General features: G+C 66.7%; 19 protein-coding genes. 9 read left to right on the top strand and 10 right to left on the bottom strand.

Annotated features, from left to right (window positions below):
* The 3 genes from msrB (DFR51_RS02420) to msrA are packed head-to-tail and all read left to right on the top strand — an operon-like array spanning nucleotide 1 to nucleotide 1,479.
* Complete coding sequence (gene msrB / locus DFR51_RS02420; protein WP_121049620.1) at nucleotides 1-492, top strand: peptide-methionine (R)-S-oxide reductase MsrB; 492 nt, start codon at nucleotides 1-3, stop codon at nucleotides 490-492.
* A gap of 13 nt (nucleotides 493-505) precedes the next feature.
* Entirely contained in the window at nucleotides 506-898 is a 393-nt protein-coding gene (gene msrB, locus DFR51_RS02415; RefSeq protein ID WP_243445584.1) for a peptide-methionine (R)-S-oxide reductase MsrB, read from the top strand.
* Nucleotides 895-1,479, top strand: a complete 585-nt coding sequence (gene msrA, locus DFR51_RS02410) for a peptide-methionine (S)-S-oxide reductase MsrA (RefSeq protein ID WP_121047450.1) — start codon at nucleotides 895-897, stop codon at nucleotides 1,477-1,479. Before msrB (DFR51_RS02415) ends, msrA begins: the two co-directional genes overlap by 4 nt.
* Before the next feature lie 9 nt (nucleotides 1,480-1,488).
* Here the strand turns inward: msrA and DFR51_RS02405 are convergent, their stop codons facing one another.
* On the bottom strand, nucleotides 1,489-1,785 hold the full coding sequence (locus tag DFR51_RS02405) for a hypothetical protein (protein ID WP_243445583.1): 297 nt from the start codon (nucleotides 1,783-1,785) through the stop codon (nucleotides 1,489-1,491).
* A 213-nt stretch (nucleotides 1,786-1,998) separates the two neighbouring features.
* On the opposite strand from DFR51_RS02405, the gene DFR51_RS02400 reads away from it, so the two are divergent.
* Genes DFR51_RS02400 through DFR51_RS02380 form a run of 5 tightly spaced genes read left to right on the top strand, consistent with a single transcriptional unit; the run spans nucleotide 1,999 to nucleotide 6,935 of the window.
* Nucleotides 1,999-2,616, top strand: a complete 618-nt coding sequence (locus DFR51_RS02400; protein WP_121047448.1) for a F0F1 ATP synthase subunit delta — start codon at nucleotides 1,999-2,001, stop codon at nucleotides 2,614-2,616.
* Between the two features lie 6 nt (nucleotides 2,617-2,622).
* Nucleotides 2,623-4,152, top strand: coding sequence for a F0F1 ATP synthase subunit alpha (atpA, locus tag DFR51_RS02395; RefSeq protein ID WP_121047447.1), 1,530 nt, complete (start codon nucleotides 2,623-2,625; stop codon nucleotides 4,150-4,152).
* A 13-nt stretch (nucleotides 4,153-4,165) separates the two neighbouring features.
* Entirely contained in the window at nucleotides 4,166-5,050 is an 885-nt protein-coding gene (locus tag DFR51_RS02390) for a F0F1 ATP synthase subunit gamma (protein ID WP_121047446.1), read from the top strand.
* Between the two features lie 28 nt (nucleotides 5,051-5,078).
* Nucleotides 5,079-6,527 carry a F0F1 ATP synthase subunit beta gene (gene atpD, locus DFR51_RS02385; RefSeq protein ID WP_121047445.1) on the top strand — a complete coding sequence of 483 codons (1,449 nt, stop codon included), beginning with the start codon at nucleotides 5,079-5,081 and terminating at the stop codon, nucleotides 6,525-6,527.
* Nucleotides 6,528-6,935 carry a F0F1 ATP synthase subunit epsilon gene (locus tag DFR51_RS02380; protein ID WP_121047444.1) on the top strand — a complete coding sequence of 136 codons (408 nt, stop codon included), beginning with the start codon at nucleotides 6,528-6,530 and terminating at the stop codon, nucleotides 6,933-6,935.
* Nucleotides 6,936-7,022: 87 nt separating this feature from the next.
* Here the strand turns inward: DFR51_RS02380 and DFR51_RS02375 are convergent, their stop codons facing one another.
* Genes DFR51_RS02375 through argH form a run of 6 tightly spaced genes read right to left on the bottom strand, consistent with a single transcriptional unit; the run spans nucleotide 7,023 to nucleotide 13,855 of the window.
* A complete protein-coding gene (locus DFR51_RS02375) occupies nucleotides 7,023-7,769 on the bottom strand; it encodes an esterase/lipase family protein (protein ID WP_126494582.1) in 747 nt (248 codons plus the stop codon).
* The gene (gene galU / locus DFR51_RS02370; protein WP_121047442.1) at nucleotides 7,745-8,617 is read right to left on the bottom strand and encodes a UTP--glucose-1-phosphate uridylyltransferase GalU; all 873 of its coding nucleotides are present in this window, start codon (nucleotides 8,615-8,617) and stop codon (nucleotides 7,745-7,747) included. Before galU ends, DFR51_RS02375 begins: the two co-directional genes overlap by 25 nt.
* 19 nt (nucleotides 8,618-8,636) lie before the next feature.
* A complete protein-coding gene (locus tag DFR51_RS02365) occupies nucleotides 8,637-10,988 on the bottom strand; it encodes a DUF4175 family protein (protein WP_121047441.1) in 2,352 nt (783 codons plus the stop codon).
* Nucleotides 10,989-10,992: 4 nt separating this feature from the next.
* Nucleotides 10,993-12,261, bottom strand: coding sequence for a diaminopimelate decarboxylase (gene lysA / locus DFR51_RS02360; protein WP_121047440.1), 1,269 nt, complete (start codon nucleotides 12,259-12,261; stop codon nucleotides 10,993-10,995).
* Complete coding sequence (locus tag DFR51_RS02355; RefSeq protein WP_121047439.1) at nucleotides 12,261-12,491, bottom strand: hypothetical protein; 231 nt, start codon at nucleotides 12,489-12,491, stop codon at nucleotides 12,261-12,263. Before DFR51_RS02355 ends, lysA begins: the two co-directional genes overlap by 1 nt.
* Nucleotides 12,488-13,855 (bottom strand): argininosuccinate lyase, encoded by a 1,368-nt coding sequence (gene argH, locus DFR51_RS02350; protein WP_121047438.1) that lies wholly within the window; start codon nucleotides 13,853-13,855, stop codon nucleotides 12,488-12,490. The genes DFR51_RS02355 and argH overlap by 4 nt, the downstream gene beginning before the upstream one ends.
* Nucleotides 13,856-13,871: 16 nt before the next feature.
* Between argH and DFR51_RS02345 the strand changes: the two genes are divergently transcribed.
* The gene (locus tag DFR51_RS02345) at nucleotides 13,872-14,753 is read left to right on the top strand and encodes a redoxin family protein (protein WP_243445581.1); all 882 of its coding nucleotides are present in this window, start codon (nucleotides 13,872-13,874) and stop codon (nucleotides 14,751-14,753) included.
* Here DFR51_RS02345 and DFR51_RS02340 read toward each other — a convergent pair.
* Genes DFR51_RS02340 through yidC form a run of 3 tightly spaced genes read right to left on the bottom strand, consistent with a single transcriptional unit; the run spans nucleotide 14,750 to nucleotide 17,738 of the window.
* Entirely contained in the window at nucleotides 14,750-15,403 is a 654-nt protein-coding gene (locus DFR51_RS02340; protein WP_121047437.1) for a glutathione S-transferase family protein, read from the bottom strand. The two genes, DFR51_RS02345 and DFR51_RS02340, sit on opposite strands and share 4 nt — an antisense overlap.
* The gene (yihA, locus tag DFR51_RS02335; protein WP_121047436.1) at nucleotides 15,400-16,044 is read right to left on the bottom strand and encodes a ribosome biogenesis GTP-binding protein YihA/YsxC; all 645 of its coding nucleotides are present in this window, start codon (nucleotides 16,042-16,044) and stop codon (nucleotides 15,400-15,402) included. The genes DFR51_RS02340 and yihA overlap by 4 nt, the downstream gene beginning before the upstream one ends.
* Nucleotides 16,041-17,738, bottom strand: coding sequence for a membrane protein insertase YidC (gene yidC / locus DFR51_RS02330; RefSeq protein ID WP_121047435.1), 1,698 nt, complete (start codon nucleotides 17,736-17,738; stop codon nucleotides 16,041-16,043). Before yidC ends, yihA begins: the two co-directional genes overlap by 4 nt.
* Between the last annotated feature and the right edge of the window lie 2 nt (nucleotides 17,739-17,740).

Genomic DNA, 17,740 nt, shown 5'->3' with positions numbered 1-17,740 from the left:
ATGATCCGACGTGAATTTCTTGGACTCGGCGCAGGGTTGCTGGGCGCTGGCCTGATGGGACGCTGGGCACTTGCCGGGGATGATAAGCCGGTTGGTGACTTCCCGGTCCGCTACAGCGATGCCGACTGGAAACGCCGCCTGACGAGCGAGCAATATTATATCCTGCGCAAGGCGGGCACCGAGCGCGCCTTCACAAGCCCGCTGCTGAAGGAAAAGCGCAAGGGCACCTTCATCTGCGCAGGCTGCGCGCTGCCGCTCTACCGCTCCGCCGACAAGTACGACAGCGGCACCGGCTGGCCGAGCTTCACGCGTGCGATACCGAATGCGGTCGCCATGAAGACCGACCTGACGCTCGGCATGGTCCGCCGCGAGGTGCACTGCCGCCGCTGCGGCGGGCACCTCGGCCATGTGTTCAGCGACGGGCCGCCGCCCACGGGCATGCGGCACTGCATCAACGGCGACGCGCTCGGCTTCGTGCCGGCCAAAACCTGAAAGGACGATGACGATGGATAAGAGACTGACGGAAACCGAGTGGAAAGCCCGGCTGACGTCAGAACAGTATCGCATATTGCGCGAGGCGGGCACGGAACGCCCATGGTCGAGCCCGCTCAACGACGAGAAGCGCGAGGGCGAGTTTGTCTGCGCAGGCTGCGGCGCGGTGCTTTACGGCTCCTCCGACAAATTCGACAGCGGCTGCGGCTGGCCGAGCTTCACGCGCGCCGAGGGCGACATCGTCGAGCGCCCCGACCATAGCCACGGCATGGTCCGGACGGAGCTGCTCTGCGGTCGCTGCGGCGGTCACCTCGGCCACGTGTTCGACGACGGCCCGCTTCCCACCGGCCAGCGCCACTGCATCAACGGTGTCTCGCTCGCATTCGTACCGGAAAAGACGGAATGACACGCGCCGCCCTCGCCCTGCTGCCCGGCCTGCTGCTCCTGGGAGGCTACGCGCCCGCCGAGACGCCAGCGCGCGCGGAGGCGATTTTCGCCATGGGCTGCTTCTGGTCCGCGGAGGCCGCCATGGAAAAGCAGCCGGGCGTGATCGAAGCGGTTTCCGGCTTTGCGGGCGGAAACGTGAAAAACCCCACTTACCGGCAGGTCGTGCAAGGCGGCACCGGACATCTGGAAGCCGTGCGCGTCGTCTACGACCCGTCGAAAACCACTTACGCGAAGCTGCTCACCGCCTTTTGGCACAATATCGACCCGTTCGATCCCGACGGCCAGTTCTGCGACAAGGGCGCATCCTACCATACCGCGGTTTTCGCGCTGAACGAGGCGCAGGCCGCGATGGCCGAAACCACGCGCGCGCAGATCGAGGCGCAGTTCGGCAAACCGGTGGCGACGGCGATTCGCGGCAGTACGCCGTTTTACCCTGCCGAGGGCTACCATCAGGATTTCGCGAAGCGGAACGCGCTGCGTTACCGCGCCTATCGCTCCGGCTGCGGACAGGACCGGCGGCTGAAGGCGGTGTGGGGATAGCCTCTCCCGTCAGTAGCGGACGGTTTCCTGCGCGATCGGGCACCATTTATCGTCATATTCGCCGCGCTTGCGGGCCTCCTCGCACTTTCGGCGTGCCTTGCCGATGCGCTCTTCCTGCTTCCTGATCTCCCGTCCGCGCTTCTCGTCCGCCTCCGATTGGCTGGTGGTGACGGCATCGACCCCGGCGCTCGCCGCCTTCACGGGCAATGTGACGATATCGACCGCCGTGCGGGCGATGCAGGCCGGAAGCAGCAGCGCGGCAAATGGCAGCATCAATCGGGCAGACGCGAATCGGGTGAAGCGCACGGCACAAACCTCCAGCGGAAGACACCCCCGTCCTTACGCCGATGCTTATGAACAATCCCCGATCCGCGTCGCTATCGGGCGCGCATCAGGGGCATTTCGTCGCGTGCCCCGCAGGCCGTGTTTTGCCGCCTCTTGCTGCCTTGCAACATGAAGGGGTGCGTGCTAGTCGGCCCCCGCCAGTCGTGAAGGGGGTGCATTCGCGTGCCCTTCGCTATGCGCAGGCAATTCGACATCCGGGCTTACACCGAACGAGACCCAAGAGGACGCGTGGACACAGGCGGCAATACAGTGAGCAGGGCACACGGGCTTTCGGGGCGTTACGCCACCGCATTGTTCGATTTGGCCCGTGACGGCAAGGCCATCGAGGCTGTCGAGACGAGTCTTGCCGCGGTTCGCGCCGCGCTTTCCGAATCGGAAGACTTCCGCGGGCTGACGCTGTCGCCGCGGGTCGCACGCAGCGAAGCGGCGAAAGCCGTGGCGGGTGTCGCGAAAGCGCTCAAGCTCGATCCGCTCACCACGAAATTCCTCGGCGTGCTTGCCGAGAACCGCCGTCTCGGCGCGCTGTCTGCGATCATCCGCGATTACAACGGCCTGGCCGCTGCCCACCGCGGCGAGGTGACCGCCGAAGTCACGGCGGCTCAGGCCCTGACCGCGAAGCAGCAGGATGCGCTGAAGGCGAAGCTCAAGGCCGGCCTCGGCCGCGACGTGGCGCTCGATGTCAGCGTCGACCCCGCCATCCTCGGCGGCCTCGTCGTGAAGGTCGGCAGCCGCATGATCGACAGTTCAATCCGTACGAAGCTTGGCGCGATGGCGCAGGCGATGAAAGGTTAAGGCAAGATGGATATCCGCGCCGCCGAGATTTCGGCCATCATCAAGGATCAGATCGCGAACTTCGGCACCGAGGCTCAGGTCTCTGAAGTCGGCCAGGTGCTGTCGGTCGGCGACGGCATCGCGCGCGTCCACGGCCTCGACAACGTCCAGGCGGGCGAAATGGTCGAGTTTCCGGGCGGCATCAAGGGCATGGCGCTGAACCTCGAAGTCGACAACGTCGGCGTCGTGATTTTCGGGTCCGACTCGTCGATCAAGGAAGGCGACACCGTCAAGCGCACCGGCGACATCGTCGACGTGCCGGTCGGCAAGGGCCTCCTCGGCCGCGTCGTCGACGCGCTGGGCAACCCGATCGACGGCAAGGGCCCGATCGATTCGACCGAACGCCGCCTCGTCGAGGTGAAGGCGCCGGGCATCATCCCGCGCAAATCGGTGCACGAGCCGGTGCAGACCGGCCTCAAGGCGCTCGACGCGCTCGTCCCCGTCGGCCGCGGCCAGCGCGAGCTGATCATCGGCGACCGTCAGACCGGCAAGACCGCGGTCGCGCTCGACACCTTCATCAACCAGAAGACCGCCAACGCAGGCAGCGACGAAAGCAAGAAGCTTTACTGCATCTACGTCGCCGTCGGTCAGAAGCGTTCGACCGTCGCGCAGATCGTGCGCGCGCTCGAAGAGAACGGCGCGATGGAATATTCGATCGTCGTCGCCGCCACCGCTTCCGAGCCGGCGCCGCTGCAGTTCCTCGCGCCCTACACGGGCTGCGCGATGGGCGAGTACTTCCGCGACAACGGCATGCACGCCGTGATCGTGTATGACGACCTTTCCAAGCAGGCCGTCGCCTACCGTCAGATGTCGCTGCTGCTGCGCCGCCCGCCGGGCCGCGAAGCCTACCCGGGCGACGTGTTCTATCTCCACTCGCGCCTTCTGGAGCGCGCCGCGAAGCTCAACGAAGCGAACGGCAACGGCTCGCTCACCGCGCTTCCGGTCATCGAAACGCAGGCGGGCGACGTTTCGGCCTACATTCCGACGAACGTGATTTCGATCACCGATGGTCAGATCTTCCTTGAAACCGACCTGTTCTATCAGGGCGTGCGTCCGGCCATCAACGTCGGCCTCTCGGTGAGCCGCGTCGGTTCCGCCGCGCAGACCAAGGCGATGAAGAAGGTCGCGGGCTCGATCAAGCTCGAGCTGGCGCAGTACCGCGAAATGGCGGCGTTCGCGCAGTTCGGTTCGGACCTCGACGCCTCGACGCAGCGGCTTCTGAACCGCGGCGCACGCCTCACCGAACTTTTGAAGCAGCCGCAGTTCTCGCCGATGCCGGTGGAAGAGCAGGTCGCATCGATCTTCGCGGGCGTGAATGGCTATCTCGACGGCATCCCGGCGAGCGCCGTGACGCGCTTCGAAGCCGCATTCCTTTCGGACCTGCGCGCCAACAACGGCGAAGTCCTGCGCAGCATCCGCGAGTCGGGCGCGCTCTCCGACGAAACCACGGCCAAGCTGCACGAAATCCTCAAGGAATTCGTGCGGACCTTCGCATAAGGCCGACACCTAGATGGCAACCCTCAAATCCCTCAAGCTTCGGATCGCCTCGGTCAAATCGACCCAGAAGATCACGAAGGCGATGAAGATGGTGGCTGCCGCCAAGCTTCGGCGCGCGCAGGAAGCCGCTGAGGCGGGCCGTCCCTACGCGAGCCGGATCGAAGCGGTTGTCGCCTCGCTGGGCGCGCGCGTCACGCCGGGGCCGCAGACCTCCAAGATGCTGACGGGCTCGGGCAAGGAGGACACTTACCTCCTCGTCGTCTGCACGTCGGACCGCGGCCTTGCCGGCGCGTTCAACGCGAACATCGTGAAGGCGGCGCGCCAGCGCGCGCTTGCGCTGATCGCTGCGGGCAAGACGGTGAAGTTCTATCTCGTCGGCAAGAAGGGCGGCGCGGTCATCCGCCGCCTGTTCCCCGGCACGATCATCGCGTCCACCGAGTTCGCGGGCGTGAAGCAGATCGGCTTCGAGCATGCCGCACCGATCGCCGACGACATCGCCGCGCGCTACGAGGCGGGCGAGTTCGATGTCGCCTACCTCTACTACGCGAAGTTCCAGTCGGCGCTCGTTCAGGAGCCGACCGAGCAGCAGATCCTCCCCGTTCCGGTGCAGGCCGGCGGCGGCGAGGCAGCGGCGGGTGTCTCCGCGGCCGTCGAGTACGAGCCGGACGAGGAAGGCATTCTCGCGGACCTGTTGCCGCGCAACCTTTCGGTCCAGCTCTTCCGCGCGCTCCTGGAGAACGCCGCGTCGGAGCAGGGCAGCCGCATGACCGCGATGGACAATGCCACGCGCAACGCCGGCGACATGATCAACCGCCTGTCGATCCAGTACAACCGGCAGCGCCAGGCAGCGATCACGACCGAACTCGTCGAGATCATTTCGGGCGCCGAAGCGCTCTAGTCAGATACGAAGGCAAGGATAGAGACCCATGGCCAAGACGACCAACAACACCGGCCGCATCGCGCAGGTCATCGGCGCCGTCGTCGACGTGCAGTTCGACAGCGCGCTCCCGGCGATCCTTTCGGCGCTCGAAACGCAGAACCAGGGCAAGCGCCTCGTTCTTGAGGTTGCACAGCACCTCGGCGAGAACATGGTCCGCACGATCGCCATGGACGCGACCGACGGCCTGACGCGCGGCCAGGAAGTCACCGACACGGGCGCGCAGATCAGCGTGCCGGTCGGCCCGCAGACGCTGGGGCGCATTCTGAACGTCATCGGTGAGCCGATCGACGAGCGCGGCCCGGTGAACGCGGCCACGACCGCCCCGATCCACGCCGAAGCCCCGCTCTTCGTCGACCAGTCCACCGAAACGAGCATCCTTGTCACCGGCATCAAGGTCATCGATCTCCTCGCGCCTTACGCGAAGGGCGGCAAGATCGGCCTGTTCGGCGGCGCCGGCGTCGGCAAGACGGTGCTCATTCAGGAGCTCATCAACAACATCGCCAAGGGCCACGGCGGCACCTCGGTGTTCGCGGGCGTCGGCGAGCGCACCCGCGAAGGTAACGACCTTTATCACGAATTCCTCGACGCCGGCGTTATCGCCAAGGACGCCGACGGCAACCCGACGCCGGAAGGCTCCAAGGTCGCCCTCGTGTTCGGCCAGATGAACGAGCCGCCGGGAGCCCGCTCGCGCGTCGCTCTTTCGGGTCTGACGATCGCCGAATACTTCCGCGACGTCGAAGGCCAGGACGTGCTGTTCTTCGTCGACAACATCTTCCGCTTCACGCAGGCGGGTTCGGAAGTGTCGGCGCTGCTCGGCCGTATTCCTTCGGCGGTGGGCTATCAGCCGACGCTGTCGACGGACATGGGCGCCCTGCAGGAGCGCATCACCTCCACGAACAAGGGTTCGATCACCTCGGTGCAGGCCATCTACGTGCCCGCCGACGATCTTACCGACCCGGCGCCTGCTACCTCGTTCGCCCACCTCGACGCAACGACCGTGCTTTCGCGCGCCATCTCCGAGCTCGGCATCTACCCGGCCGTCGATCCGCTCGACTCGACCTCGCGCGTGCTTGAGCCGCGCGTCGTCGGTCAGGAGCACTACGAAACGGCCCGCCGCGTTCAGGAAATCCTGCAGAAGTACAAATCGCTGCAGGACATCATCGCCATTCTCGGCATGGACGAGCTCTCGGAAGAGGACAAGCTGACCGTCAGCCGCGCCCGCAAGATCCAGCGCTTCCTGTCGCAGCCGTTCCACGTCGCTGAAGTCTTCACCGGCATCCCGGGCAAGTTCGTGGCGATCGAAGACACGGTGCGTTCGTTCAAGGCGGTTGTGGACGGCGAGTACGACCACCTGCCGGAAGCGGCCTTCTACATGGTCGGCGGCATCGACGAAGCGGTCGAGAAGGCCAAGAAGATGGCGGCGGAAGCAGCCTAAATGGCGGACAACCTCCACTTCGAACTGGTGAGCCCCGAGCGGCTTCTGCGCTCCGGCGACGTCCACATGGTGGTCGTGCCGGGCACGGAAGGCGACTTCGGCGTGCTCGCAGGCCACGCGCCTTTCATGTCCACGATCCGTCCCGGCGCGATCGAGGTGTATGAGAGCGCGAGCAGCCCGGCGACGCGCATCTTCATCGACGGCGGCTTCGCCGAGGTGAACGACAGCGGCCTCACCATCCTTGCCGAAAACGCGGTTCCGGTCGCGGAGATCAAGGCCGACGAGGTTGCCAAGAAGCTCTCCGATGCCCGCGAGGACGTGCGCCTTGCCAAGTCGGACGTCGAGCGCGCCGTCGCTGAAAAGCAGGTTGCCCGCTACGAGGCGATGCAGGCCGTCGCCGCCAACTGAGCGCACAGCTGCAAGACTGCCGAATGAAAAAGGCCCGTGCATGAGAATGCCGGGCCTTTTTCTATTCAGGTGTTCAGCCGCGCGCCCTCAGCCCTTCGGTCGGTAAGGCCCCCACCCTGCTTCCGGCTGCGCCAGCCGGTCGGCCACGATGCGCAGCACGTCGGCGTTCCACGCAAGCCCGATATGCGTGCCGCGCACCTTCAGCGTCTCCCACGTCGGGCCGCTGCCGATGTCGGCGCTCTCGGGCGCGACGATGCCGTCGAAGGGTGTCAAGATCGACGTCACCGGCACGGGCGGCAGCTCCATGAGGTTGGTTTCGATCGGCGGCGCGTCCACGCTATGGTCGTTCAGCCGCTCATAGAGCCGCCAGGCGTTGTTTGCGTGAAGGTCCCGCGCGGCGGGCGTGCCCAATGTTACGACCAGCCGTACACGGTCAGGAATACGTTTCGCGATCTCGCGCGCGTAGAGCCCGCCGAGGCTCCAGCCGACGAGGCTCACCTTGCGCTTCTGCCCGGCGTGCACCGACTTCACATAATGCACCATCTGCGCAAGCAGGCCGGGTTTGAGGCCAAGATTGGTGCCGAAGCGCCACCCGGCATTCCAGTAGCCGAGCGCGCTGAGACGGCGCCGTAGCGGCCACGTAAGCGCATCGCTCGCCAGGAAGCCCGGAAAAACGATCACGGGATGGCCATCGCCCTTCGGCAAGCCCTGCGTTCGCCGCTTCATGACGAAGCGGCAGAATTCCGGCACGGCTTTCACTTCGAGCGCGAAACGCCCGAGCGTTGGCGGCGCAAGGCCTGATGGCGGCATCAGCGCACGTTCGCGTCGATCCACGCCTTCACCTCCGGGCCTATGTCGTCGCGTTCGAGCGCAAGCGCGATGTTCGCCGTCACGTAGCCGGCCTTGTCGCCGCAATCATAGCGCGTGCCTTCAAAGGGCAGCGCGTGGAACGGCGAACCGCCGATCAGCTCCGCCATCGCGTCGGTAAGCTGAATCTCGTCGCCCGCCCCGCGCTTGCGCGCCTCCAGCTTTTCCATGACGGCGGGTTCGAGGATGTAGCGGCCGATCGCGGCCATCGTTGAGGGCGCATCGGCGGGCTTGGGCTTTTCGACGAGGCCGAGCACTTCCGTGAGCGCGCCGCGCTGCGCGCCGGGCGAGACGATGCCGTAGCGGTGCGTGTGCTCGCGCGGCACGTCGAGCACGCCGATGACGTTGCCGCCGACCTCGGCATGTGCCTCGACCATCGCCTTCAGACAGGGCCTCGCCGGATTCCACAAGAGTTCGTCGGGGAGCAGAACCGCGAACGGATTGTCGCCGATCAGATGCCGCGCGCACCAGACGGCATGGCCGAGCCCGAGCGGTTCGCGCTGGCGGACATAGGCGATCGTTCCGGCGGCGAAGCGCGTGCCCTCGAGCTGCGCCAGCACCTCGTTCTTGCCGCGTTCGCCGAGAGTCGATTCAAGTTCATAGTGACGGTCGAAATGGTCTTCGATGGCATTCTTGCCGCGACCGGTGACGAAGATCATCTGCTCGATCCCCGCCGCGACCGCCTCGTCCACCGCATATTGGATGAGCGGCCGGTCGACGACGGGCAGCATCTCCTTCGGCATCGCTTTAGTCGCCGGCAGGAACCGCGTGCCGAGACCGCCCACCGGGAACACCGCTGTTCGAACCTTGCGCATCCGCTCTCGCTCTCCCGTCCTAGAACCGCTTGAGAAGTCTAAGGTAATAGCCCCGTTCCTCGTCCGAACGCGAGGGGTCGCTTGCGCGTTCTTCGAGAATCTTTCGTATCTGCTGGATACGCCGCACATCCGCCTGGTCGGGGAGCTTGACCGCGCCCTGCCCAAACCCGGTGCCCGGACGCCCAAGCGGATCGAGCCCCGAGCCTGCCGCGCCCGGCTGCATCGCGCCCGCGCCCGCCGCCTGCGCCATCTGCTGCGCCGTCGCCTCCGCCGCGTTCGCCGCCTGCCGGAGCAGATCGAGCGCGCGCGTTTGCGCCCGGATCGCACCGCCCGCATCCCCGGCGCCGAGCGCACGTGCCGCTTCCCCCATTGCCTTCGCGGCCGCGCCGAGCGGCTGCGGCGCAGGCACGCCTGCCGCGCCGAACTGTTTGACGAGCGCTTCGGTGTCCGACCCCAGTGTGCGCTGCGGCGGGGCGTTTTCGCGAAGGCCGCTGTCGTTCCCGAACGAGGCCTCGATCATATCGGCGATCGTCGCGTCGCGCAGCGCGCCCTGCCGCGCCTCGATCGCGCGGAGCGCCTGCGCGGCCTCGGCAGCGGCGGCGGCGCGGGCCTGTGCCGCCGGATCGGGCGGCGCATTGCCAAACCGGATCGTTTCCATGAGCTGCCGCAGGTTCGCGAGCGCCTCTGCCGCCCCTGCCTTGTCTCCCGCCGCCAGCCGATCGCGAAGGTCCGCGAACATCTGGTCCAGGAAGCCGAGATCGACCGATACGCCGGAGGCGCCCGTCGATGAAGGCGGCTGCGCGCCGCCTTCGGAAAGCGCGGCCTGGATCTGGCGGCTGAGATACTCGCTCATCGCAGCTTCGAGCCGGTCCGCCATCGCCGCAAGCGCCGTGTCGTCGCCCGCGTCGATGCCCCGCGCCAGGTCTTCCATGGCGCGGCGCATCGCATCCATCGCCTGCGTCGCGCCGCCATCTTCAAGGTCGGTGGCGATGTCCCACAGCAGCGCCGCGATGCTGTTCCGCGCATCCTTGCGCGTATCGTGAACAAGCCGCCACGTCGCGGAGCGCAGCCCCGCGAACACGCCGAGATCGCCCTGATACGCCGTGTGGTCAGCCGCCAGCACCGAAAGACGGCGTGCAATGATGCTTCTTTTTGCGCCGGCGAGCAGATCGGCGCGCACAGCGACAATCGCCTGCGCGAGCGGGTTGGCGAAGCGGCGCTGCGGCAGCGTGATGCGGATGGGCGGCGACACACCTTCTTGCCCGGCGCCGTCGGTTGCGACGAACATCAGCTCCACGACTGATCCGGCGAACGGATGCGGCGTGAGATCGGCAAATACACTGCCTCGCCCCGGCGGTACGCGCGTTTCGAGATCGACGTCGCGCACCTCCTTGCCCCGCCGGACGCGTAGCGACAGCGCGGAAACGCCGTGATCGTCGCGCAGGCGGAAGCCGAGCCGAAGCGCGCCGGTGGGCGTGATGGCGGGATCGCCATCAAAACGGATCGCTGGCCTCAGATCGGCGGCAAGCGAAAGGTCGAGCGCCGCTATCCGGCGACTGCCCTGCTGCACGCTGTATTCGCCCGCGCGTTTCAGCGGAAAGGACACGCGCCCGCCTTCCGCCGCCGCATCCATATCGGGGCCTGCGACGTGCCAGCCGCCTTCAAGACCTTCGACGCGGATCGTGACCCGGCTTGCGGCGAGCCCATCAAGCGCGGCCTCCGCCCCGCCCTTCAGATCGATACGGCGCGGCGGCGCGCCCACATAGGCGGGCGGCTCCAGCGTCACCGCGACACGCACGCCTTCCAGCGTCGTCGGCCACGGCGAGAAGGCAGCCGCGAGTCTCTGCGGCGCGTCCGCCTTCGCGAGCATCAGGCCGAGGAACAGCGCCGTGCCGATGAGCGGCCAGAGCCCGTAACGGGTTTCGAGTGTCGGCTGCCATTCAAGGCGGCCGAGGCGCGGTCGCAGCGTCCGGGCATCAGCAAGCGCACGCCCCCAGAGCGCGGCGCCCAAATCGTCCGGATCGCTGACGGGCGCGTCGGCGACAAGTGCGAGCGCCCCCCGGCGGAGCCCGCCACCCCGCTCCAGTCGCGCCCGGCGCGCGGCAGGCGTAGGAACGCCGATGCGCCAGGCCGCGCGGATCGACAGGGCGGCCGTGCCGACGATGAGGAGCGCCAGCAGTGCGACGCGCAGCGTCCCCGGCACGGCCTGCATCAGCCCAAGCAATGCGGCGGCGATCCAAAGCAGCCAGAGCGTGAGGACAAGGCCGAGTTCGCGCGGCAGCGCACGCTCTGCGGCGAGAACGATGCCCGAAAGAGCGAGCGGCACGCGCATCGCGGCAAGGAAGGCTTGCTGCGGCGCGGGCGCGGTCATCGCGCTACCCCACCCAGTTGGGTACGCGGTCCTGCGCGATCAAATCCTCGATCGTGCTGCGCGGCCGCACCAGCGCCCATTTATCGCCCTTCACCAGCACCTCGGGCGTCAGCAGGCGGGAATTGTAGGTCGAAGCCATCGCTGCACCATAAGCGCCCGCGGTGCGGAAGACGACCAGATCGCCGGCCTCCACCGCAGGAATCTCACGCCCTTCCGCAAACGTGTCACCGGTTTCGCACACCGGGCCGACAACCGTTGCGGTCATCCGCGCGTCCGTCTGCATCACCGAATCGATGTCGTGCCACGCGTCGTAGAGGCTGGGGCGCAGCAGATCGTTCATCGCCGCGTCGATGATCACGAAGTCGGTCGTCGCGCCCGTCTTCACGCGGATCACGCGCGAAACGAGCACGCCTGCATTGCCCACGATCACGCGCCCCGGCTCGAACGTCAGGCGCACGTCCCACTCGGCGGTGACGCGCGCGACCATCGCGCCATAGGCTTCGGGGAGCGGCGGCCCAGGGGTGTGCGCCATGTAGGGGACGCCAAGCCCGCCGCCGAGATCGGCGCGGCTGACGGTGTGGCCTGCCGCGCGCAGTTCCGCAATCAGCGCACCGAGGCGGGTGAACGCCTTTTCAAGCGGTGCAAGATCGGTCAGCTGGCTGCCGATGTGCAGCGCGACGCCGACAGGCTCGATGCCCGGAAGCGCCGCCGCCAGCGCAAACGCTTCCTGCGTGGTATCGATGGGTATGCCGAACTTGTTCTCGGCCTTGCCGGTCGAGATCTTGGCGTGCGTGCCCGCATCGACATCGGGGTTCACGCGGAACGCCACCGGCACCGTGCGCCCCATGCGCGCCGCGACCGCCGAGAGCATCTCCGCCTCGGGCAGCGATTCAAGATTGATCTGAAAGACGCCCGCGTGAATCGCGGCTTCCATCTCGTCGGCCGTCTTGCCGACGCCCGAGAAGACGATGCGCTCGGCCGGGACGCCCGCCGCGAGCGCGCGCTTCATCTCGCCGAGCGAAACGACATCCGCCCCCGCGCCGATCCGCGCCAGCGTTGCGATCACCGCCTGATTCGAGTTCGCCTTCACTGCATAGGCGACGAGCGGCGGCCCATTGCCTGCGCCCGCCACCGCATCGCGGAACACGGTGAAGTGCCGTTCGATCGTCGCCGACGAATAACAGTAAAAAGGCGTGCCGACGGTATCGGCGAGCGCCGCCACATCGACATCCTCGGCCATCAGGCGGCCGTCCCTGTGCTGGAAATGGTCCATCAGAGCCCCGGCGGCAGATCGAATTCGTCGTCGCGTCGCTCTTCCGAGCGGCGGACCGGATCGTCGACGCGCTCGGGCGCAGCCTGCGGCGGCGGCTTCAGCATCTGCTCGGTGGTGAGCGGTTCCTTCACGCCGGGCGGCGGCGGAGGCGGGCCGCCTTCAGGCCACGCGAGCGGCCCCTTGGCCCCGCACGCGGCAAGTAGAAGCAGCAGAGGTAGTGCAGCCTTCATTGGCCCGCCTCCCGCGCCGCGACGACGGCCGCGCGCACGTTCGCGGGCGATGTGCCGCCAAAACTCGTGCGGCTCGCGACCGATGCATCCACAGTGAGTACGCCGAAAACACGCTCATCGATGCGCGCGTCGACAACGCGCAGCGTCTCCAGCGGCAGCGCCGCGAGATCGCATCCCGCCGCCTCGGCAGCCGCGACGCAGCGGCCGGTGATGTGGTGGGCCTCGCGGAACGGCACGCCGCCCTCGCGCACCAGCCAGTCGGCAAGGTCGGTCGCGGTTGAGAACCCAGTGCCCGCCGCCGCGCGCATCCGGGCGGTGTCGAACGTGATCGTCTCCACCATGCCGGTCATCGCGGCGAGGCACAGCGCGAGCGTATCGAACGCCTCGAACACCGGCGCCTTGTCGTCCTGCATGTCCTTCGAATAGGCGAGCGGCAGCCCCTTCATGATGACGGCAAGGCGCTGGTACGCCCCCAGGAACAGTCCCGCCTTCGCGCGCACCAGCTCCGCGGCGTCGGGATTGCGTTTCTGCGGCATGATCGATGAGCCGGTCGAGAAGGCATCGGGCAGCTTCACGAACCCATAGGGCTGGCTCGCCCAGATGATGATCTCCTCGGCAAGCCGCGACAGGTGCAGCCCGGCCATTGCCGCCGCCGACAGGAATTCGAGCGCGAAATCGCGGTCCGAGACGGCATCGAGGCTGTTCGCCATCGGCCGATCGAAGCCGAGCGCCTTCGCGGTCGCCTGGCGATCGATCGGGAACGACGTGCCCGCAAGCGCTGCGGCGCCGAGCGGCGATTCGTTGAGCCGCGCCCGCGCATCGGCGAACCGGCCGCGATCGCGCCGCGTCATCTCGTGGTACGCCATCAGGTGGTGACCAAGCGTGACCGGCTGCGCGGTCTGCAGGTGCGTGAAGCCCGGCATCACGTCCGCCGCGTGCTGCTCCGCGCGCACCAGGAGCGCTTTCTGGAAACCGCCGATCCCCGCGTCGATCGCATCGATCGCGTCACGTACCCACAGGCGGAAATCGGTCGCCACCTGATCGTTGCGGGAGCGCGCGGTGTGGAGCCGCCCGGCGGGCTCGCCGATAATCTCCTTCAACCGGGCCTCGACGTGCATGTGGATGTCTTCAAGCGCGGCGTTTTCCACGAGGCCGCCCGCGGCATACTCGGCGTCTATCGCATCGAGCCCGCGCGCGATTTCGGCTGCATCCGCCTTGGAAAGAATGCCCGCTGCGGCCAGCATCGCGGCATGTGCGCGGCTGCCTGCGATGTCCTGACGCCACAGGCGCTTGTCCACGCCGATAGAGACATTAATGTCCCGCATGACAGCAGATGGTCCTTCGGCGAAGCGGCCACCCCACATGTCATTGGAGTTTGCAATGCGGTCTGTAATGTTCGCGATCCTCGTTCTCATGCCGCTTTCCGCCTGCGGCAAAGCCAAGGAGGCCGATAAAGCAGACGCGCTCGCCTCGCAAGAAAGCGCGGCGCCGGCAACGAAGAAAGCCGCCGCGAAAACGGCGACCGGATCAGTGGACACGTCGCAGGCCGGCACGCCCGCCCCCACGCAGACATTCTCGCGCGAGGACGGCAGCAAGGTGACACTCGCCGATTTCCGGGGCAAGCCGGTCCTCGTGAACCTGTGGGCGACCTGGTGCGCGCCCTGCATCGCCGAAATGCCCGCGCTCGATCGGCTTGCGAAAGCGAAGGCGGGCGAGATGGCGGTGGTCGGCATCAGCCAGGATCTGCAGGGCTGGGCCAAGGTGAGACCGTTCCTCGCCAAGGCGAAGCTCCAGCACATGACGATCCTGCTCGATGAGGAAGGCGCGCTCGCCACCACGCTCGGCGCGCCCGGCCTTCCTTACACGGTGCTTTACGACGCGGACGGCAAGGAAGTCTGGCGCGTGAACGGCCCGCGCGAGTGGGATCAGCCGGGCGGCCTCCCCGAAATGCCCGTGCCTCCGGGGCCTGTGGTACACTTCCATGCTGTCGGGCAGGAACCAGGCTGGACGATGGACATCGCCACCGGCTGGGACGTGGAGGTGATCGCCGACTACGGCGCGAAGACCGCCACGTTCAAGGCGCCCGCACGCCTCTCGCTGGAAGGCACGAGCAACTTTGCGGTCGCGGACGGCAAATCCTCACTCGCCGTTTCGATCGTGAAGAAACGGTGCGAGGACACGATGAGCGGCAAGCCTTACGCCTACGCCGTCACCATGACGCTCGACCGCAAGCGCTACGAGGGCTGCGGCGAAGTTCTCTAGTACTCGATTCGGTCGAGCCGCCAGTCCTCGGCATCCGCGCCGGCATACCAGTCCTGCATCAGCGGATGCGCCAGAACAGCGTTCACATAGGCGGCAGACGTGTCTGAAAGCAGCACATCGTACGTGCGGAAGCGCGTGACGACGGGGGCGTACATGATATCCGCCGCGCCGAATGCGCCGAACAGAAAAGGCCCACCCTCGCCGCCGAAGCCGTGCAGCGCCTCGCGCCACAGCGCGTCGATCCGGCCGATGTCGCGCTCCACCTCCTGCGTCAGCGGGAACGACGGATAGGTCCGGCCGGTGTTCATCGGGCAGTGCCTGCGCAGATTGGCGAAGCCCGCGTGCATCTCCGCCGCAATCGAGCGCGCGAGCGCCCGCGCGGCATTATCCTTCGGCCAGAAGACATCGCGGCCCACCCGGTCGGCAAGCCAGTCGATGATGGCGAGGCTCTCCCACACCGCGACGTTGCCGTCCCACAGCACGGGCACCGTCCCTGAAGGCATCAGCGACGCATCCGCCTTGGCGGCAGTGAACTCCGGCGTATCCAGCGGGATCATCACCTCTTCGAAGGGAATATCCGCCAGCTTCGCAGCGAGCCAGCCGCGCAGCGACCACGATGAATAGCGCCTGTTGCCGATCACGAGTTTCATACGCCGCCCTCGTCCTTCGCGGCGCCGAGCACTGCGGCGCGCAGTTCCTCAATGCCGTGATTCTTTTCGGAGCTGGTGGCAAGCAGGCTCGGAAACGAAGCCGGATGCCGCTTCAGGAGCGCAGGCAGGTCCTCGCGCAGCTTTGCCACCCAGCTTTCCTTCACCTTGTCGGTCTTGGTGAGCACGATCTGATAGGAGACAGCAGCGCTATCCAGGATGTCCATCACATCCTCGTCGACCTTGCCGATGCCGCGACGGCTGTCGATCAGCAGCAGCACGCGCTTCAGGTTGGCGCGGCCGCGCAGATAATCGAACACCGCGCGTTTCCACGCGTCCACCATCTTCTTCGGTGCCTCGGCATAGCCGTAGCCGGGCATATCGACGAGGCGCAGCACGGCGGGTTCGCCGACATCGAAGATGTTGAGAAGCTGCGTGCGGCCCGGCGTGTTCGATGTGCGCGCAAGCCCCTTGCGCGCCGTCAGCGCATTCAGCAGCGACGACTTGCCGACATTCGAACGCCCCGCGAACGCCACCTCCGGCAGGTTCGCCGGGGGCAGGTCGTCCATCGTCGGCGCCGACTTCACGAAGGCGATCGGCCCTGTGAACAGTCGGTTCGCCTCCCGGGGGCTGATGCCGGTCATTTCGCCTTTGCGGGTTCCGGCGCCGGGGCCGGATGCTTGCGGATCAGCACCCACTGCTGCGCGATGGAAATGATGTTGTTCACCGTCCAGTAGAGCTGCAGACCCGCAGCAAACGGCGCCATGATGATCATGAACATCCACGGCAGGATGGCGAACACCTTCTGCTGGATCTCGTCGAGCGGTTGCGGATTGAGCTTCTGCTGGAGCCACATGGTGATGCCCAGCAGGATCGGCAGCACGCCGATGCCAATCCATGTGGGCGGCGTGAAGGGCAGCAGGCCGAACAGGTTCACCGGCGTCAGCGGATCGGGCGCGGAGAGATCCTTGATCCACAGGTAGAACGGCTGGTGACGCATATCGATGACGAGGAACAGCGTCTTGTAGAGCGCGTAGAAGATGGGGATCTGCAGCAAAATCGGCAGGCAGCCCGCGAGCGGATTGACCTTCTCCGTCTTGTAAAGCTCCATCATCTCCTGCTGGAGCTTTAGCTTGTCGTCCTTGTAGCGCTCCTGCAGCGCCTTCATCTTCGGCTGCACCTGACGCATCTTCGCCATGGAGGCGTATTGCTTGTTCGCGATCGGGAACAGCACGAAGCGGATCAGGATGGTGAGGCAGATGATGGCGACGCCGAGGTTGCCGACCTTTTCGAACAGCCAGTCGAGCAGGTGAAAGATCGGCTTCGCGATGACTTCGAACCAGCCCCAGTCGATCGCGCTGCCGAGCCGGACGATGCCGAGATCGTCCTGATAGCGATCGAGGACGTCCACTTCCTTCGCGCCGGCGAACAGGCGCATCGTCGTCGAAGCCGTCTGGCCCGGGCCGACCGCGAGCGGCTCGCCGCGCACGCCGGCCTGATACCGCTGGTCGCCGCCGCCGCGGAAATTGCCGTCGAACGTTGCGTCGTTCGCGGGGATCAGCGCGGAAAGCCAGTATTTGTCGGTGAAGCCGATCCAGCCGCCCTTCGAACGGAAATCGAGTTGCCGGTTCGGCGCTTCGTCGACGTCGTCGTAATTATTGTCGTAGTCGGTCTTGCCGCCGAACACGCCGATCGGCCCGGTGTGGGCGTTGAACGTGCTCTTGTCCGGCCCGGTGCCGACGCGCGCGACAAGCCCATAGGGCCGCGCGACGAGTGCCTGGCCGCCTTTGTTCACGACGCTCTGCTTCGCGGTGAACAGATAGTCCTTGTCTACCGACAGGGCGATCAGGAAGGTCTGTCCGGCATCGTTCGTCCACGACAGCGTCACCGACTGTTCCGGCGTCAGCGTCGGCGCGTTTGCCGCCCAGCGTGTTTCGGCGTTCGGCAGGCCTGAGGAACCGGTCCAGCCGAATTCCGCGAAATAGGCGCCCTGCGTTCCCGAAGGCGAGAACAGACGGACGTTCGGCGAATCCTTCTTCAGCGTCTCATCGTGGCGCAGCAGCAAAAGATCGTCGATGCGGGCGCCGGTCAGGTTGATCGAACCCGAAAGCGCGGGCGTGCGGATCGCGACGCGCGTGCCTTCCGCGATCACGGCCGCACGGTCGCGCAGCGTGGCAGGCGTGTCGGCGATCGGCGCGGCCGGGTCCGTCTGCTGCGCGGTGCTGACGGGTTCGTTCGACTTCGGCGTCGGGAAGAAGCGCTCGGAGATCGCCGCCCAGCCGAACAGCACGACGATCGACAACAGGATCGCCAGGAACATGTTGCGATTATCGCTCAAGC

The organism is Sphingosinicella microcystinivorans, assembly GCF_003634215.1.
GTDB lineage: Bacteria > Pseudomonadota > Alphaproteobacteria > Sphingomonadales > Sphingomonadaceae > Sphingosinicella > Sphingosinicella microcystinivorans.
The sequence above is the reverse complement of the archived record's forward strand: the minus strand, read 5'-3'. Positions and strand labels throughout refer to the sequence as shown.

Bases quoted from the DNA above. Each gene is read 5' to 3' on its own strand.
- msrB (WP_121049620.1), top strand. From the start codon at position 1: ATGATCCGACGTGAATTTCTTGGACTCGGCGCAGGGTTGCTGGGCGCT.
- msrB (WP_243445584.1), top strand. From the start codon at position 506: ATGGATAAGAGACTGACGGAAACCGAGTGGAAAGCCCGGCTGACGTCA.
- msrA (WP_121047450.1), top strand. From the start codon at position 895: ATGACACGCGCCGCCCTCGCCCTGCTGCCCGGCCTGCTGCTCCTGGGA.
- DFR51_RS02400 (WP_121047448.1), top strand. From the start codon at position 1,999: ATGCGCAGGCAATTCGACATCCGGGCTTACACCGAACGAGACCCAAGA.
- atpA (WP_121047447.1), top strand. From the start codon at position 2,623: ATGGATATCCGCGCCGCCGAGATTTCGGCCATCATCAAGGATCAGATC.
- DFR51_RS02390 (WP_121047446.1), top strand. From the start codon at position 4,166: ATGGCAACCCTCAAATCCCTCAAGCTTCGGATCGCCTCGGTCAAATCG.
- atpD (WP_121047445.1), top strand. From the start codon at position 5,079: ATGGCCAAGACGACCAACAACACCGGCCGCATCGCGCAGGTCATCGGC.
- DFR51_RS02380 (WP_121047444.1), top strand. From the start codon at position 6,528: ATGGCGGACAACCTCCACTTCGAACTGGTGAGCCCCGAGCGGCTTCTG.
- galU (WP_121047442.1), bottom strand. From the start codon at position 8,617: ATGCGCAAGGTTCGAACAGCGGTGTTCCCGGTGGGCGGTCTCGGCACG.
- DFR51_RS02365 (WP_121047441.1), bottom strand. From the start codon at position 10,988: ATGACCGCGCCCGCGCCGCAGCAAGCCTTCCTTGCCGCGATGCGCGTG.
- lysA (WP_121047440.1), bottom strand. From the start codon at position 12,261: ATGGACCATTTCCAGCACAGGGACGGCCGCCTGATGGCCGAGGATGTC.
- DFR51_RS02355 (WP_121047439.1), bottom strand. From the start codon at position 12,491: ATGAAGGCTGCACTACCTCTGCTGCTTCTACTTGCCGCGTGCGGGGCC.
- argH (WP_121047438.1), bottom strand. From the start codon at position 13,855: ATGTGGGGTGGCCGCTTCGCCGAAGGACCATCTGCTGTCATGCGGGAC.
- DFR51_RS02345 (WP_243445581.1), top strand. From the start codon at position 13,872: ATGCGGTCTGTAATGTTCGCGATCCTCGTTCTCATGCCGCTTTCCGCC.
- DFR51_RS02340 (WP_121047437.1), bottom strand. From the start codon at position 15,403: ATGAAACTCGTGATCGGCAACAGGCGCTATTCATCGTGGTCGCTGCGC.
- yihA (WP_121047436.1), bottom strand. From the start codon at position 16,044: ATGACCGGCATCAGCCCCCGGGAGGCGAACCGACTGTTCACAGGGCCG.